The 16700-nt window shown below is 69.7% G+C and carries 14 protein-coding genes; 4 read left to right on the top strand and 10 right to left on the bottom strand.

The features are described 5' to 3' along the window. Nucleotides 1-155 precede the first annotated feature (155 nt). From ACIBTS_RS31935 to ACIBTS_RS31920, 4 genes are all read right to left on the bottom strand, one after another. Nucleotides 156-800 carry a SurA N-terminal domain-containing protein gene (locus tag ACIBTS_RS31935; RefSeq protein WP_399323973.1) on the bottom strand — a complete coding sequence of 215 codons (645 nt, stop codon included), beginning with the start codon at nt 798-800 and terminating at the stop codon, nt 156-158. A gap of 209 nt (nt 801-1009) precedes the next feature. Then, entirely contained in the window at nt 1010-1651 is a 642-nt protein-coding gene (locus ACIBTS_RS31930; RefSeq protein WP_399323971.1) for a hypothetical protein, read from the bottom strand. A gap of 28 nt (nt 1652-1679) precedes the next feature. Further along, the gene (locus ACIBTS_RS31925; protein WP_399323969.1) at nt 1680-2045 is read right to left on the bottom strand and encodes a hypothetical protein; all 366 of its coding nucleotides are present in this window, start codon (nt 2043-2045) and stop codon (nt 1680-1682) included. 70 nt (nt 2046-2115) lie between these two features. Further along, entirely contained in the window at nt 2116-2946 is an 831-nt protein-coding gene (locus tag ACIBTS_RS31920) for a glycoside hydrolase domain-containing protein (protein ID WP_399323967.1), read from the bottom strand. Between the two features lie 262 nt (nt 2947-3208). Here ACIBTS_RS31920 and ACIBTS_RS31915 point away from each other — a divergent pair, with 262 nt between their 5' ends. Next, nucleotides 3209-3610 carry a hypothetical protein gene (locus ACIBTS_RS31915; protein WP_399323965.1) on the top strand — a complete coding sequence of 134 codons (402 nt, stop codon included), beginning with the start codon at nt 3209-3211 and terminating at the stop codon, nt 3608-3610. 197 nt (nt 3611-3807) lie between these two features. Then, the gene (locus tag ACIBTS_RS31910; protein ID WP_399323963.1) at nt 3808-4524 is read left to right on the top strand and encodes a hypothetical protein; all 717 of its coding nucleotides are present in this window, start codon (nt 3808-3810) and stop codon (nt 4522-4524) included. Nucleotides 4525-4890: 366 nt separating this feature from the next. On the opposite strand, the gene ACIBTS_RS31905 is transcribed toward ACIBTS_RS31910, so the two are convergent. Next, on the bottom strand, nt 4891-5310 hold the full coding sequence (locus ACIBTS_RS31905) for an ATP-binding protein (RefSeq protein WP_399323961.1): 420 nt from the start codon (nt 5308-5310) through the stop codon (nt 4891-4893). 203 nt (nt 5311-5513) lie between these two features. Here ACIBTS_RS31905 and ACIBTS_RS31900 point away from each other — a divergent pair, with 203 nt between their 5' ends. Beyond that, on the top strand, nt 5514-6365 hold the full coding sequence (locus ACIBTS_RS31900; protein ID WP_399323959.1) for a helix-turn-helix domain-containing protein: 852 nt from the start codon (nt 5514-5516) through the stop codon (nt 6363-6365). A gap of 8 nt (nt 6366-6373) precedes the next feature. Further along, nucleotides 6374-6574, top strand: coding sequence for a DUF397 domain-containing protein (locus tag ACIBTS_RS31895; RefSeq protein ID WP_399323957.1), 201 nt, complete (start codon nt 6374-6376; stop codon nt 6572-6574). Nucleotides 6575-6632: 58 nt separating this feature from the next. Here the strand turns inward: ACIBTS_RS31895 and ACIBTS_RS31890 are convergent, their stop codons facing one another. The 5 genes from ACIBTS_RS31890 to ACIBTS_RS31870 form a co-directional block, all read right to left on the bottom strand. Next, on the bottom strand, nt 6633-7739 hold the full coding sequence (locus ACIBTS_RS31890; protein ID WP_399323955.1) for a hypothetical protein: 1107 nt from the start codon (nt 7737-7739) through the stop codon (nt 6633-6635). 546 nt (nt 7740-8285) lie between these two features. Further along, nucleotides 8286-9032 carry an HNH endonuclease family protein gene (locus ACIBTS_RS31885; RefSeq protein ID WP_399323953.1) on the bottom strand — a complete coding sequence of 249 codons (747 nt, stop codon included), beginning with the start codon at nt 9030-9032 and terminating at the stop codon, nt 8286-8288. Nucleotides 9033-9173: 141 nt separating this feature from the next. Continuing rightward, nucleotides 9174-12707 carry a transcription-repair coupling factor gene (gene mfd / locus ACIBTS_RS31880; RefSeq protein WP_399323951.1) on the bottom strand — a complete coding sequence of 1178 codons (3534 nt, stop codon included), beginning with the start codon at nt 12705-12707 and terminating at the stop codon, nt 9174-9176. 366 nt (nt 12708-13073) lie between these two features. After that, nucleotides 13074-15653 carry an ABC transporter permease gene (locus tag ACIBTS_RS31875; RefSeq protein ID WP_399323949.1) on the bottom strand — a complete coding sequence of 860 codons (2580 nt, stop codon included), beginning with the start codon at nt 15651-15653 and terminating at the stop codon, nt 13074-13076. Continuing rightward, the gene (locus tag ACIBTS_RS31870; RefSeq protein ID WP_079661784.1) at nt 15650-16438 is read right to left on the bottom strand and encodes an ABC transporter ATP-binding protein; all 789 of its coding nucleotides are present in this window, start codon (nt 16436-16438) and stop codon (nt 15650-15652) included. Before ACIBTS_RS31870 ends, ACIBTS_RS31875 begins: the two co-directional genes overlap by 4 nt. Between the last annotated feature and the right edge of the window lie 262 nt (nt 16439-16700).

Below are 16700 nucleotides of genomic sequence, written 5' to 3'. Positions count from 1 at the left end.
CAGCGCCTGTCGCGTCGGTCAGGGCCTGTCGGCCCCCGTCCGAGGCCTCTCGGTGTCGGTCAGTGCCCGTCCGGGGCCGCTCGGTGTCGGTCAGTGCCCGTCCGGGGCCTGTCGGCGTCGGTCAGCGCCTGTCGGCGTCCGTCAGGGCTGTGCCGTCACGTCGTCTGCTGCGTGCCGGCCGTGGTGATCTCCCGCACCCAGGGCGTCTTCGCGTCGACGCGGGCCACCTTCTGCGCGTCCCAGCTGCCGTAGCGCGGGTTGAGGTCGACACCGAGGGCCTTGGACGCCTTGGACAGAGCGTTCCAGAACGGGGCCTGGTTGGTGTTCGTGCCGAGCTCGGTGGCGAGTTTCTGGGCCTCCAGTTGGAGGCGGAGGTTCTCGTCGAGGCGCTGCGGCGGGATGCCGTACTGCTGGAGCCACGCCGTTTCCAGGCCCTGCGCGCCGCCGGCCTGCTGTTCCAGGCCGGCCCGCATCTGCTGGACCTCGCGGCGGCTGACGGTGACGCCCGCGTCCGCGGCGGCGCGGTGCAGCACCTGGTCGAGGACCATGCCGTGCAGGGTGTCGCGGGTGAGGGTGCCGGTCTGGGCGATGGCCTGCGCGTACTGCGCGTCGTCCTTGACCGCGGCGCGCTGGGCCGTGCGCACCTCGTTCACCCGGCTCTCCAGCTGCGCGACGGAGATCCGCTGGCCGCCTACGACGGCCGCCGCGCCGGGATGCGTGTCGTTCCCGCAGGCGGAGAGGAGGGGGGCCGCCAGGATCGCGGCGGACAGCAGGAGCGCGGTGCGACGGCGGCGGTGCAAGGGAACCTCCCGGTCGGAGATTGCAATAACAGGTACGGCGCGCAGCGCCTCCACCAGGGGTGGTGGTCGGGCGACGGGCGGGCGCACAAAGTCTTGCGGTGATCGATGGTAGGCAGTGGGACGGCTGGGGCCAACCCATTCGACCAACGATTCACCAGGACTTCGGGCACCGCCGCGCCCACGCGGGTCCCGCTCGCCGGTGCGAGGAATCAGCCGCGCGCGTCCACCGCGTGCTCGACCGCGTCCGCGATGCCGGCGCGCAGGCCGTCGCCCGCGGCCACCGTACGTACGTTCGCGCCCGCGCGCGTGGCAGCGCCGACGAGGAGGAACTCCACCTTCTTGTACTGCGGTGCTGTCATCTTCGCCGCCGTGACCTCAGGGTTTCCCACGGCGAGTACGACGTCGCAGGAACGCTGAAGAAGGCCGTTGAGGAAGGGACGGGCGTTGCCGGTGCTCTGTTCGCCGGTCACCGGCGCATAGCTCACGCGCGCGTGCGTCTTCAGGGACGCGTCCTGCATGCCCTGCCAGACGGCGGCCGCGGTGGCGTCGGCCGTGACGCCCTTGTCGCCGGTGAGGAGGCAGGCGTCGACGTCCGTGTAGGCACGGGCGCGGGTGTCGGGGACAGGGGGACGGTCGTCGTGGGAGGAGAAGAGGAGGACGGCGGTCACGGTGAGGGCGGCCGCGGCCACGAGTGCGCCAGCGGTGAGGGCGAGGGTGCGTCCGCGCAGGGCGCGCAGCCAGGTGGCGGCGGCACGCCCGAGAGCGAACGCCCGCCCTTCGCTCGCCCAGTCCGCCTCACGGGCCGCTCGCGCCGAACGCCTCTGGGACACCTGCCTGACCTGCTTGCTCACCCCGGCTACCCCCTACTCCCCTACTCCCCTACTCCCCTACTGACTTACTCGCCCAGTCGCCGTACGCCCCGGCCGGCCGCTGCGGCCAGGCCCGCCACGCGTGCGTGGCGGCGCCGGCCGTCGACAGGGCGATCAGCAGCAGGTCGAGCCCGAAGAGCGTCCCGTGGGTGTCGACGGGGGTCAGTGCCAGCTCGGTGATCCAGGCGGCCAGCACCGCGCTGAAGGCGACGAAGGCCGACCAGTCGGCCCGGGAGCGCCGGCGCAGGGCCAGGACGAGGGACGGGACGGGGCACAACAGACCCAGGCTGAGGACGGGCAGCGCCGCGAAGCCCACCCTGGCGACGGGCGAGCGCAGGGCCGCGCCGGCCACGGCCCCCGCGAAGACGATCCTCATGCCCCGCCCCTTCCTCACGCGTCACACCTCACGCGTGACGCGTGACGCCTCACACCTCAGGTCATCCGGTTCAGCCGACGATGGCGACCGGGGCGTCCCACGTGTCGCGGTCCACGGTGATCGTGTAACCGCCGCGGGTCTCCTTGCTGTTGACCATGTACTGGTGGCCGCGGCTGTGGTTCGTGAACTGGGTGGCGCCCCACGGCCAGTCGGTGGTCGTGGTGTCCTTCTTGTCCCACAGCGCGTACCAGAGGTTGCCCGGCAGGTCCGTCTTGTTCGTCGCGGTGGCGATCGCCTTGGCGCTGGAGCTGCTGAAGCCGTAGTAGCCGCCCCGGTAGATCTTGGCGCGCAGCGTCTTGGTGAAGGAGCGGACGTACGCCAGCACGGCGTCGTTGCACGCCTTGTTGGTGATGTCGTACGCCTCCATGTCGAGGTAGATCGGGCTGCCGGCCTTCATGCCCAGTGCCGAGGCCTTCGCGACCGCGTCCGCGCCGTCCGTCGCGCCGAGGGAGGTGGCCGTGGCGGCGGTGATCTTCTCGGGGCTGGAGCCGGTCTGGCAGGGCGGCTGGGCGCCGACGTAGAGCGGGATCAGCTTCCAGCCGACCGTGTTGACCGACTTCACCCAGGACGCGGTCAGGTTGGGCTGCGCGCAGCCCCGGTTCTTGCCGCCGACGTAGACGGCGGCGCCGCTGTAGTACCCGTCGGTCTTCCATGCCTTCATCGCGGCCAGCGAGGGCGCGGTGCAGGCGTCGAAGGCGCGCCCGGTGTACGTCTTCTGGGCGGGCCAGGTGGTGGCCGCCATCGAGGTCTGCGCCGCTATCCCGGCCCCCGCGAGGACGGCCGCACCGGCCACGCCCCACGTGATGTATCTGCGCTTCCTGGACTGCCGGTGCTCGGCCATCCCCACCCCATCGTTGATCCATATGTACGGCGTTGTCGCCGCATGTGCCTGTGTCAGGCTGAAGTCCCTGGCCCGGTGCGACGATACGGTACCGACTCGACGTCCCATCGGACGGATCGCACCGTAACCCGCGCCACCCCAGCGATCGGGAAACACGGCTCCCCCATAGCCACAAGATTCGCCCATGTCACAGTAAAGAAGCGACGGCCCAGCAGAGCCCGCCGGTGCCCTACCCTGACCCTCTGCTTACTTGGGGGGCGACATGACGACGCCGACGACGGCAAACGCGGAGAGACGGCTGCCGGGCGGCTGGGGCCAACGGCTCGCCTGGGGACTTCTGGTGTGGGGCTCTCTGGGCCTGCTGGTCTGGGCGCCCTTCCTCTACGTGGCGATCCGCCGCGGACACTCCTCGGACTGGGCGGCCTTCGCCTCGTTCGCGCTGTACGAGTGCGTGACCCTGCCATGGGCGGTGATCACGGCTGACGGCGACGGGGACCCGTACCTCGGCATCACCGTCATGGTGAGCCTTCTGACGGCGACGGGGCTGCTGCTGTTCGCGATCTTCGACAAGAGGCTCCCGACCGCCCAACCGCAGGCATACGGGACGGCCATGCCCCCTCAGGGACAGCCGACGTATCAACAGGGTTATCCGTACGGGCGGTGACCTCGTCTTGTCCGCGCGAAGGCGGCGGGGGAACAGCGAACCTGAACCGTCCCGCACACCCCCGGAGTACGGACGTGCAATTTTTGATCATCCTTTGAGCAAACCGAGAGTTCGCTGTTTCCATAGCCTCCTTATGGTCGGCCTGGCCCCAGTCACATTCCGGCCAGGCCAGCACTCTTTCTTTCTCAAGGACTCCTATGCGCCTCCCGTCCCGTACCGCCCAGCTTCTGGCGGTAGCGGCCCTCCCCCTTGCCCTGACCGCCACCGCGTGCTCCTCGGACGGCACGGCCAAGGCCACCACCGCCTCCCCGGCTCCGGCGAAGGCGAAGGACCCCAACGAGGGCCTGCTGACGGGCACGCAGCTCAAGAAGACATTGGCGCCTGCGACGTACTTCCCAGCCGGGTTCGCCGTGGACCCCGAGGCCACCCGGGACACCGGTGACACCTACAGAGCCCCGGCCACCCGGATCGCCGCCAAGTCCGACTGCACGCGCTTCGGCAGTACCGGCTGGATCGACCTCAGCGGCATAGAAGGGGTGTCGTTCGCGCAGAACTCGTACGTCGACAAGAACACGTCCTCCGAACTCGACCAGGAGGTCGACGTCTACCGGGGCACCACCTCGACCGAGGTGATGACGGCCCTGACGAAGGTCGTCGCGGCCTGCCCCAGCTATCCCGACGCCGACACCAAGTCCACGGTGAAGATCACCGGCACCGCCAGCCCCGGTCTCGGCGACGACGCCTACACCGTCACCCTCACCGACGCCGCCTGGGAATCCGGTACCACCCTCATCGCCGTCCGAGTCGGCACGGCCGTCGTCAGCGTCCTCTCCACGGACGGTGCCGACAATGGCTCCGCCAGCGCCAAGAAGCTGGCGGAGCAGGTCGTTTCGTCGCTGAAGGCAGCTGCCTGACTCATGCCTGACTCACGCCGACCGCAGCGCGCCAGGCAGGGCATATGCCGCGAAGACCTCCCGGCTTGACTCCGCTTTTCCTCATTGCTTGAAACGTAGGCCAGGCTGCCGCTCGGACAAGCCGCCAGGTCCATGCGTTTACCGAGGACAGGGACCACCGAGGCTCCCGCGCCGATGAGATGAGACTTCGAACACCTCCCTCACCGAGCTCGGGGGCCTCGTGCGTTGCGTGCCGCGTTCGCCAGGAACTGGCCGCCGATCTTGCCCACGCCGTGGCCTTCGCCGCGTTCACCGTGGCGTGGTAGGCCGTCCTCGTGGCGTGGGCGACCGCGTGCGTCCGCTTCCTCCCCGAGCCTGCGGTGGCAACTACCCGGCCTTCAGCTCACACCACACCAGCTTGCCTCGATGCCCCATGCGGGACAGCGGCTGCCAATGCCAGACGTCGGAGCAGGCCCGCACCAGGGCCATCCCCCGACCGCTCTCGGCATCGCCGAACTCCTCCAACCGGTGTGGGGGCTCGGGAGGCTCGGGGTCTGCGTCCCACGCACCGATCTGGAGGACAGCGTCCCGGTAGCGCAGGCGCAGACAGGCGGGGCCCTTGGTGTGCAGGACCGCGTTGGACACCAACTCCGAAGCGAGAAGCTCGGCCGTGTCCGCAAGGGGGACTAGACCGTGGACGGTCAGGACCGTGCGGAGGGTGTGGCGGGAGACAGTGACGGCGCGAGGGTCGGTGGGGATGTACAGGGAGTACTCCCAGGAATCAGAGATGGGGACGGTTTCGGGCATGGGGTAGCTCCAATTCGGCTGATGCGGTGGGGAGTTTGCGTGCGGTGGCATTGCCGCAGCCGTCATGGCAGGACGGAGCAGTGCACTTCCGCAACGTGAGCGTCTCATCACTGACAGTAGGTCTGAAAGTTATGACCTCGCAAGTTGTTCCCGTAATCTGAACCCGGATGAGGCACCCGTGCCAGCAAGTTGAGGAGCTGCACATGGCAACGCGGCGACACCCCACCGCACGACAGGCGCGCCTGGGTTCCGAGCTGCGCAAACTCCGGGACGCCGCAGGGCTGAAGGCGACCGCGGCCGCAACGCTGCTGGGGGTGAGCTCAGTCCAGATGAGCCAGATCGAGTCCGGCATCGCAGGCGTCAGCGAGGAGCGCCTTCGTCGCCTCGCGGCCAACTACTCCTGTTCCGACGATGCGTTGATCGACACGCTGGTCGCCATGGCAACGGACCGCACCCGTGGCTGGTGGGAGGAGTACAGAGGTGTCCTTCCCGCCGCCTACCTGGACCTTGCCGAACTCGACCACCACGCGACGTTCCGCCACGACGTAGCGGTCATCCATGTGCCCGGACTCTTCCAGACCGAGGACTACGCCCGCGCGCTCTTCTCCTACATGAACCCGGAGTTCCCGAAGAGCGAGGTGGAGCACCGGGTGCGCCACCGGATGAGGCGAAGGGTAGTCATCGAAGGGCCCAGGCCCATTCCGTACGAGACCGTGATCCACGAAGCAGCGCTCCGCATCAGGGTCGCCGGCCGATCCGCTTCACGTGCGCAACTCACCCGGATCCTGGAGCTGTCCGAGGCGAAGCACATCAGTGTGCGGGTCGTCCCCTTCGGTCTGGACGGCTTCGCAGGCGCCGGAAGCGCCATGGTGTACGTGGGCGGAGCTGTTCCACGCCTGGACACCGTTGTACGCGATGCCCCGCACGGCACGGGCTTCGTCGACTCCGAAGCCCAACTGGAGCACTTTCGAAAGCTCTTCCGTAGGGTTCAGGGGGAGTCGCTGGACACCGGGCAGTCACGTGACCTCATCCACAAACTCGTCAAGGAACTGTGAGGAGAGCCATGGCCGTCCCTCTCAAGTGGCAGAAGTCGTCCTTCTCCGGCGGCGGTGAAGGCAACGACTGCCTCGAACTCGCCTCCACTTCCACCACCCTCCACCTCCGCGAAAGCGACACCCCGGCCATAGCCCTCACGTCCACCCCCGCCACCTTCGTCCACTTTCTGGCAGGCATACGCACCGATGCGCTCACCCGCCAGGCGTAGGTCAGCCTCGATCCACATGCAGGAGAAACGAGCCATCGCCAGCGAAGGTCCGCTTTCCTCACCTTCCTGCTGGCGCCGCAGGCCGGCCCGCCTTCTCCCACTCCACGAAGGTGTTCGTACGGGCATGGACGAACTCCGCCACCGGATCGACGAAGTAGTTCCACGGCACGCTGCCTATAAAGCCGCCGACCGCACGGAACTGCTCGACCGCCTCCGCATACCGTTCCGTGCGGAACAAGGCGTCGGCCAGGAGATGGCGCACGGTGGGAAGCCGGTGGTGGTGCGGCGGAACCTGGGCGACGGCACCCAAGGTGGCGTCGATGGCCGCCCTCATGAACGGCTGCTGGTAGACCGAGCGATCGCGCGTCTGGAGCCCGTGCTCGAACGCCGCGTACAGGCGTAGCACGGGCAGCAGGCTCCCGGGCGGGGCCGTGGCAGCCGCCTCCTCGGCGAACGCGAACATCAGCTCCTGCGAACCGCGCCACTTGGCACACCAGTACTGCAGGGCCGCGAGATGCGCGCCGTAATGGTGGGGATCGCGAGCGACGACCTGCGCCCACAGCGAGCGGAAGTCCTCATGGGACCAGCCAAGACCCAGGGCGATGGAGATCTGGGCGACCCAGGGACTGGGATCGTCCGGAGCCAGCCGAGCAGCCTCCTGACAGACGGGCAGCGCCTGGGACAACAGTTGATGAAAGCCCTGGAACTGCTCGGCGGTGGTGTGCTTCGCACGCTTCGCCCCGCGGGCCTCACCGGCGAACGCCACCAACGCGTCGGCAACCACGAGAGCGGCGGACGGATCGTACGGGTAGGTGGCACGCCAGGCCCTCAACCACGAGTCGTCCTGAACGGCCGCATGGGCAAGAATGCCGAGCCGGTACCAGCGCAGATCCCAATCCCGACCCGCCTCATCCAGATACGCCGCCGCCTGCCGCCAGTCCCCCGCGACCGCCGCAGCCGCCACCGCATCGGCCTGCGGATCCGCGCCCGCGAAACGGACGTCAAGCCGGGCCGCGGGGACAAGCCCGTACGCGGCCGCGTCGATGACCAGGGGTTTCTGCGCGCTCTCGGAGGGGCCCTGCCGAGCGTCCTTCTGCGCTCTGGCCTTGCGGATGTTGCGCGGGATGGTGACGGTGGCGTAGACGAGCAGGCCGGTGCCGGCCATGGCTATGAAGGGGTTCACTGATGCTTCCCGAGTCGTTGCGAGGTCCGCACGGTGGCTTTTAGAAGGGCGGCCACTCCGAGTCGGGCGGCGGGGTGCTCTGCACCCGTCCGCCCTCTCGCATCGCCACCGGCCAGCGCTCGTCGATGACAGCCGCGGCTTCCTTACAGGTGGGGCATGCGTCGGCCCACTCCGGAACCCACGAGTAAGGCGAAGCGGTTGTGCCGTCTCGCTGGATTCCACAAAGAGTCCTGCTGAAGGACCCGTACGCATGGGAGACATCGGAAGGCAGCCCATCTCCGGCCGCCCGCTCCCAGCGCTGGTTCATGGGCGTGTATGCGGGCCGGGACACCTGTCCGGGTCCTGACCCCACCGTGGTCACGGCATAGCACCATACACACACCCAGTCCTCGTCCGTGCGACTCGGTCCCGCGGGCAGTCGCCGCATCTGGTGGCCGCACACGTCGCAGTGGCGTCGAAGGGCAGGCCGTCCGGGGCGGGTGAGCCGTCCGGGGCAGGCCGTCCGGGGCGGTTCGGCGCCCGGAGCACTCACCCCGCGTGGAAACGCTCCGGCGCCTTCGTCGGGTTGCCCCCGGTGGGGAGTTTCTGGTCGGGGCAGGTCTTGAGGACCTCCTCCATCGCGGACTTCTCCGCCGCGGAGACCCACAGCTCGTACTTCTTCTTCACGGCGACCTGCGCCGCGACATACGTGCACCGGTAGGCCTTGTTGGGCGGCAGCCATGTCGCCGTGTCGCCGTCCCCCTTGGAGCGATTCGTGCTCGCGTCGACGGCCAGGAGGTTCAGCGGGTCATTGGCGAGCGCTATCCGCTTGCTCGCGTCCCAGTACTTGGCGCCCTTCTGCCAGGCGTCGGACAGGGCGACGACGTGATCTATGTCGACCTTGCTGCTGCCCCGCCGGTAGGTCACGTCCTTCCCGGAGTACGGGTCCGACTCCAGCACGCCGTAGGACACCTTGCAGGTGCCGCCGGTGAACTTCACCTCCTTCAGATCGCGCTTGAGTATGTCGTCACGGGTATCGCAGGAGTTGGAGTCCGTGTCCGCCCAGGCGGCGCCGAACCTGTCCCGCTCGTAGCCGGTCTTGGGGGCTCGCCCCTTGACGGTCAGCGACTCGGCCGCCGCGACAGCCGCGCCGCCGTTCGCCGCCCCGCCGCCTGCCGTCGGCCCCGCACCGGTGGAACCGGCGCCGGATCCGGTGCTCTGCTCGGTGCACCCGGCCGCCGTCACCACGCATATCAGCACGACGGCAGCCGCCGCCCCGCCCCTCAGACGCCTCACGCGCCCCTCCCTCTGCCTGCCCGCTGCCACCCCGCACAGGGCGGATTCCCCTGACGGGGACTCGCACACCGTAGCGAGGGGGCGCGCGGGGGCAGTCGGGAGGCCCAGACCACAACTGCGCCGGCAGCCATGTACGACGAGCTACGAGCCCAGCACCGTCGCCAGGAACTCCCCCACCCAGCCCAGCAGGTCCCGCCCGACCAGCGGCTTGCCGCCGACCTTCGCGGTCTTCGGGCGGGGGACGAGGACCTGGTGCGCGGCCGGCTTGATGACGGACCCCGGGTACAGCCGCTTGAGGCGCAGCTCCTGCGACTCGCGCAACTCCACTGGCGCGAAGCGGATGTTGGCGCCCTGGAGGACGATCTCGCCGACGTCACACGCGCGTGCCAGCATGCGCAGCCCGGCCACCAGCAGCAGGTTCTCCACCGGCTCGGGCAACTTGCCGTACCGGTCGACGAGTTCCTCGCGGACGGCCTTGACGTCGTCCTCCGAGTTGGCGGAGGCGATGGCCCGGTAGGCCTGCAGGCGCAGCCGCTCTCCGGGGGCGTAGTCGTGCGGGACGTGCGCGTCGACGGGCAGCTCGATCTTCACCTCGAGCGGCGGCTCCTCCTCGATCGCGCCGGTCTCCAGTTGACGCCGGTAGTCCGCGACGGCCTCGCCGACCATCCGGACGTACAGGTCGAAGCCGACGCCCGCGATATGGCCGGACTGTTCGCCGCCGAGCAGGTTGCCCGCGCCGCGGATCTCCAGGTCCTTCATCGCCACGTACATGCCCGCGCCCATCTCCGTGTGCTGGGCGATCGTCGCGAGGCGCTCGTGGGCCGTTTCCGTCAGCGGCTTCTCCGGCGGGTACAGGAAGTAGGCGTACCCGCGTTCGCGGCCACGGCCTACGCGGCCGCGCAGCTGGTGCAGCTGGGACAGGCCGAAGGTGTCGCCTCGCTCCACGATCAGGGTGTTGGCGTTGGAGATGTCGATGCCGGACTCGACGATCGTCGTCGAGACGAGCACGTCGAACTTCTTCTCCCAGAAGTCGACGACGACCTGCTCCAGCGCCGTCTCCGACATCTGGCCGTGGGCGGTGGCGATGCGCGCCTCGGGGACGATCTCGCGCAGTCGCGCCGCCGCGCGGTCGATGGACTCGACCCGGTTGTGGATGTAGAAGACCTGGCCCTCGCGCAGCAGTTCGCGGCGGATCGCGGCGCCGATCTGCTTCTGCTCGTAGGGGCCGACGAAGGTGAGCACCGGGTGGCGCTCCTCCGGGGGCGTGGTGATCGTCGACATCTCGCGGATGCCGGTGACGGCCATCTCCAGGGTGCGTGGGATGGGCGTCGCGGACATCGTCAGGACGTCGACGTTCGCGCGGAGCTTCTTCAGCTGCTCCTTGTGCTCGACGCCGAAGCGCTGCTCCTCGTCGACGATGACCAGGCCGAGGTCCTTGAACTTCGTCTCCGAGGAGAACAGGCGGTGGGTGCCGATGACGACGTCCACGCCGCCCTCACGCAGGCCCTCCAGGGTGGCCTTCGCCTCCGTGTCCGTCTGGAAGCGGGACAGGGCGCGCACATTCACCGGGAACTGCGCGTACCGCTCGCTGAACGTGCCGAAGTGCTGCTGCACGAGGAGCGTCGTCGGCACGAGGACGGCGACCTGCTTGCCGTCCTGGACGGCCTTGAAGGCGGCGCGAACCGCGATCTCCGTCTTGCCGTAGCCGACGTCGCCGCAGATCAGGCGGTCCATCGGGACCGTCTTCTCCATGTCGTCCTTGACCTCGGCGATCGTGGTCAGCTGGTCGGGCGTCTCCGCGTAGGGGAAGGCGTCCTCCAGTTCGCGCTGCCAGGGGGTGTCCGTGCCGAAGGCGTGGCCGGGAGCCGCCATCCGCGCGCTGTACAGCTTGATCAGGTCGGCGGCGATCTCCTTGACGGCCTTCTTGGCGCGCGCCTTGGTCTTCGTCCAGTCCGCGCCGCCCAGGCGGTGCAGGGTGGGGGCCTCGCCGCCGACGTACTTGGTGATCTGCTCCAGCTGGTCGGTGGGGATGTACAGGCGGTCGCCGGGCTGGCCGCGCTTGGCGGGCGCGTACTCGACGACCAGGTACTCGCGGGTGGCGCCCTGGACCGTGCGCTGCACCATCTCGATGTAGCGGCCCACGCCGTGCTGCTCGTGGACGATGTAGTCGCCCGCCTCCAGGGTGAGCGGGTCGATGGTCTTCCTGCGGCGCGCGGGCATGCGCGCGCCGTCCTTGCCGGCCGCCTTCTGGCCGGACAGGTCCGTCTCGGTGAGGACGGCCAGGCGCAGCCCCGGGTCGACGAAGCCGTAGTCGATCGAGCCGCAGGAGACGTGCACGAGGGAGGGGCCGAGGTCGGTCAGGTCGGCGTCCAGGCGGGCCGCGACGCCTTCGCCGCCGAGCACCTCCACGGTGCGGGCGGCGGGGCCGTGCGCCTCGGTGACGAAGACGACGCGCCAGCCGTCGGCGAGCCAGCCCTTGGTGTCCGCGAGGGCCTTCGCGGTGTCGCCGCGGTAGGTCTCGGGGGCGTGCATGCCGAGTTGGAGGGTGTCCGCCTCCAGTTCGAGGTCGGCGGTGAACGGCGACACCGACCACCACATCATGTCCAGCTCGCGTGCGTGGTCGCGGACGTCGGCGAGGGGCCACAGGGAGGCCGCGTCGACGTCGATGGGCGCCTCGCCGCCGCCGGCGGTGGCCGCCCAGGACGCCTGCAGGAACTCCTGGGACGTCGCCACGAGGTCGGCGGCACGCGTGCGTACCCGCTCCGGGTCGCAGACGACGGCCATCGCGCCCTTGGGGAGGACGTCGAGCAGCAGTTCCATGTCGTCGACCAGGACCGGCGCGAGGGACTCCATGCCCTCGACCGCGATGCCTTCGGCGATCTTGTTCAGCAGTTCGCCGAGTTCCGGGTGCTGTTCGGCGAGGGCACGCGCGCGCGTGCGTACGTCTTGCGTCAACAGCAGTTCACGGCAGGGCGGGGCCCACAGGCCGTGCTCGGCGACCTCCAGGGAACGCTGGTCGGCGACCTTGAAGTAACGGATCTCCTCGACGTCGTCGCCCCAGAACTCCACCCGCAGGGGGTGTTCCTCGGTGGGCGGGAACACGTCCAGGATGCCGCCTCGTACGGCGAACTCGCCGCGCTTCTCGACGAGCTCCACGCGCGCGTAGGCGGCCGCGGCGAGGGCTTCGACGATCTCGTTGAGGTCGGCGCTCCGGCCGGTGCGCAGGGCCACCGGCTCCAGGTCGCCGAGGCCCTTGACCTGAGGCTGGAGCACGGAGCGTACCGGCGCGACGACCACCGAGACGGGGCCGGTCTCCGGGTCGTCGGGGCGCGGGTGGGCCAGGCGGCGCAGGACGGCGAGGCGGCGGCCCACGGTGTCGCTGCGGGGGCTGAGCCGCTCGTGCGGAAGCGTCTCCCAGGAGGGGTACTCCACGACGCCGTCGGGCGGGAGCAGCGAGCGCAGGGCGGCGGCCAGGTCCTCGGCCTCGCGGCCGGTGGCCGTCACCGCGAGGACCGTGCGGGCGCTCTCGCGGGCGAGGGCGGCGATGGCGAAGGGCCGGGCCGCCGGGGGGCCGACCAGGTCGACGTGCATGCGGTTGCCGTCTGCGGCCGCGGGGATGGCTTCCGCGAGGGCGGTGTCCTTGACGACGGCATCGAGCAGACCGTGCAGGCTCATGGAGGGCTTTCCGTCCGAGGGGGCGGGGTACGTCCGGGGTGCGGGCGTACCCCGTCCGGGGTGGGCAACGCGAAGGGCCCGACGCGTGTCACGGGCCGGGGGTGTCCAGAGTACGACGGGGCGGTGCGGTTCGCCGGGGGCTGTGGACAACCCCCGGGGCGGTCGGGCTTTCGCCCGGCGTTCTCGCCCCCGCCGCCCCTTCCCGTTCCCGTCCCTGGGGGCGGCCGCCCCCAGACCCCCGCTTTCGGCCCCCAAGGGCCTCGTCCTCAAGCGCCGCACGAGCTGGAACGCACCGACGGCCCGGCGCTGAGAGGACCCCCGTCCGTCTCAGTGCCGGGCCGTGTCTGTGCCCCGTCGGCTGTCGCGTCAGTCCGTCGCGATGGCGTTCAGGACGTTCATGCGGCCCGCGCGGAAGGCCGGGATCAGGGCCGCGAACAGGCCCACGAACGCCGAGCCGATGAACACGCCGATGATCGTCGGCCACGGGATGTCGAGGACGTCCAGGCCCTGCAGGGCGAGGAGCTGCTGGGCGGTGGCGCCCCAGCCCATACCCAGGCCGAGGCCGAGCAGCGCGCCGAAGAGGGCGATCACGACCGACTCCATGCGGATCATGCGGCGCAGCTGGCGGCGGGAGAGGCCGATCGCCCGCATCAGACCGATCTCCCTGGTGCGCTCCACCACCGACAGGGCCAGGGTGTTCACCACACCGAGGACCGCGACGATGATCGCGAGGGCGAGCAGGCCGTAGATCAGGTTCAGCAGCTGGCCGATCTGGTCCTTGAGCTCCTGCTTGTAGTCGGTCTGGTCGCGGACGGTGTACTGCGGGTAGTCGTGCAGCGCCGTCTTCAGGGCCTTGTAGGCGGCGTCCTGCTGCCCCTCCTTGGCGGTGGCGAAGACCAGCTGGTCGAGTGGCATCCTGTCGGCCGGCACGTACTTGGCGAGCGTGGCGATGGAGGTGTACTTGGCGCCCTGGTCGACCACGTCGTCGCTGCTGGTGATCGCGCGCACCGTCAGGTGGGCGGTGGCGCCGTCCTTGAACGCGACGTCGATCTTCGAGCCGATGTGGATGCCGTGGTCCTCGGCGAACTTCTCGTGCACGGACATCGAGTCCGGCAGGTAGGCGTCCTTGAGGTTCCCCGCGACGGTCGTCTTGCGCAGGTCGGACACATACGTCGGGTCGGCCGCCGTGATGTCCGTGTCCTTGAGCGTCTTGCCGTCGGGGGTGGTGTAGTCCGCCTCGGTGGTCTTGTACTCGGTGACCCGCGTCAGGCCCGGCGTCGACTTCACGGCCTGCACCGCCTGCGAGGTCATCCGCTGGCCGCTGTCGCTCTGGATGATGAAGTCCGTGCCGACGGTCCGGTCGAGCTCCTGGGTGGCCGAGGCGACCATGGAGGAGCCGACCACCGACAGACAGGCGACCAGTGCGAGGCCGATCATCAGGGCCGCGCCCGTGGCGCCCGTGCGGCGCGGGTTGCGCAGCGCGTTGCGTTCGGCCATCCGTCCCACGGGGCCGAAGGCCCGCAGCAGGACCGCGCCGAGGATCCGGACCACGCCGCTGGCCAGCAGCGGGCCGATCACCACGAAGCCGAGCAGGCTCAGCACCACGCCCAGGCCCAGCCAGAGCGAGCCCTCGGCGGCCTTGTCGGCGGCGGAGGCGAGGTAGAGGCCGAAGCCGCCGGCACCGGTCAGCAGCAGGCCGACGACGGCCCGTACGACACCGGCCTTGGCGTCGGCCGGGGCGCCGGCGTCGCGCAGCGCGGCCATCGGGGAGACCTTGCCGGCGCGGCGGGCCGGCAGGTAGGCCGCCAGCACCGTGACGACCACGCCCAGGACCATGCCGATCACCGGGGTCGTCCAGGCGACCGTCAGATCGTCCGTGGACAGGTTCATGCCGGTCATGCCCATGAGCTTCATCAGGCCGACCGCGATGCCGACGCCCGCGCCGACGCCGAGGATCGAGCCGACCACGCCCAGGAGCAGGGCCTCGGCGAGCACGGACCGGTTGACCTGCTTGCGGCTGGAGCCGATGGCGCGCAGCAGACCGATCTCGCGGGTGCGCTGCGCGACCAGCATCGAGAAGGTGTTGATGATCAGGAAGATGCCGACGAGGAAGGCGATCCCGGCGAAGCCGAGCATCGCGTACTTCATCACGTTCAGGAAGTCGCCCACGTCCGCGCGGTTGGCGTCCGCGGTCTCCTTGGCCGTCTGCACCTTGTAGTCGGCGCCGAGCTCGGCCGCGACATTCTTCTTCAGCTGCGCGTCGCTCACGCCGGCCGCCGCCGTCACATTGACGTTCGTGTAGACGTTCGACTCGCCGACCAGTGCCTGCTGGGCGGTCCTGGTGTCCAGGTAGAAGATCGCCGCGCCGGGGTTGGTGACCTGGAAGGCGGCGATGCCGGAGATCTTCGCGGTGTGCGTGCCGACCGCGCTGATCACGCCGATCTCGTCGCCGAGCTTCAGGTGGTGCTTGTCGGCGGTGTCCTCGTCGACCATGACCTGGCCGGAATTCTTCGGCGCCGCACCGTCGGTGATCTTCATGGTGCGGGCGTCGTTGCCGTTCCAGCTGCCGACGATCGTCGGGCCGCCGTTGGAGGGCGACAGGCTGTCCTTGTCGGCGTCGACGACGGTCACGGAGGTCGAGAAGACGGTCCCCTCCGCCGACTTCACCCCCTGCGCCCTGCGGACCCCGTCGAGCACCGAGGCCGGCATGACCGGCGGCCTGCCGTTGTCGGAGGTCGTCTCACCGGTGTCCGAGGCGCCCTTCGCGCTCACCGTCACATCGGAGGAGGTGGCGGCGAAGAGCTTGTCGAACGTCGTGTTCATCGTGTCGGTGAACACCAGCGTCCCGCACACGAACGCCACCGACAGCAGGACCGCCACGGCCGACAGGGCCATGCGCCCCTTGTGCGCGAAGAAGTTGCGCATCGAGGTCTTCAGGACGGTCATGACGTACGCCCCCGCGCGTCGAAGTCCTTCATGCGGTCCAGGACGGTCTCCGCGGTCGGCTTGAACATCTCGTCGACGATCCGCCCGTCGGCGAGGTACAGCACCCGGTCCGCGTACGAGGCAGCCACCGGGTCGTGCGTGACCATGACGATCGTCTGACCCAGCTCGTCCACCGAGCGGCGCAGGAAGCCGAGAACCTCGGCGCCCGCGCGCGAGTCGAGGTTTCCGGTCGGCTCGTCGCCGAAGATGATCTCCGGGCGGGCCGCCAGGGCACGCGCCACGGCGACGCGCTGCTGCTGGCCGCCGGAGAGCTGCGTGGGACGGTGCCTGAGGCGGTCGGCGAGCCCGACGGTCTCCACGACCTGGCTGAGCCACGCCTTGTCCGGCTTGCGGCCGGCTATGTCCATGGGCAGCGTGATGTTCTCCAGCGCGTTCAGCGTGGGCAGCAGGTTGAACGCCTGGAAGATGAACCCGATCCGGTCCCGGCGCAGCTTCGTGAGCTTCTTGTCCTTCAGCCCGGTGATCTCGGTCTCGTCCAGGTAGATCTGGCCGGACGACACCGTGTCGAGACCGGCGAGGCAGTGCATCAGCGTGGACTTGCCGGACCCCGAGGGGCCCATGATCGCGGTGAACTGACCGCGGGCGATGTCCACGTCGACGTGGTCGAGGGCGACGACACGGGTCTCACCGGACCCGTACGCCTTGACGACCTGCCGCGCCCGCGCGGCAACGGCCGTACGCCCTCCAGTGCCCCCGTGCCTGGGAATGGTCACAGCCGAAGTCACGGTATGTCTCCTAAGTCGGAAGTCGGTGGGCAGTGCTCCACCGCGGTGGTCGAGTGGCGAGCAGCGCGAGGAGCGCTACGCCGAAGAGTCTGTCGGCGGGGAAGGGTCCGGCGCGCTGGTGCTCGGGCCCCTCTTCCAGGGGGGTTAACCCCACCTCCCGCCGGTGCGGTAGCCGCCCCCCAGCGGCATAAAGCCAGGTTAAGGACGGGACGGGGCCATCTCCTCCTCCGACGGTACGAACCCTCCCCCAGCCGTAGTGCGG

It is taken from the genome of Streptomyces sp. NPDC050121, assembly GCF_044460385.1.
GTDB classification, from domain to species: Bacteria; Actinomycetota; Actinomycetes; order Streptomycetales; family Streptomycetaceae; genus Streptomyces; species Streptomyces soliscabiei.
The sequence above is the reverse complement of the archived record's forward strand: the minus strand, read 5'-3'. Positions and strand labels throughout refer to the sequence as shown.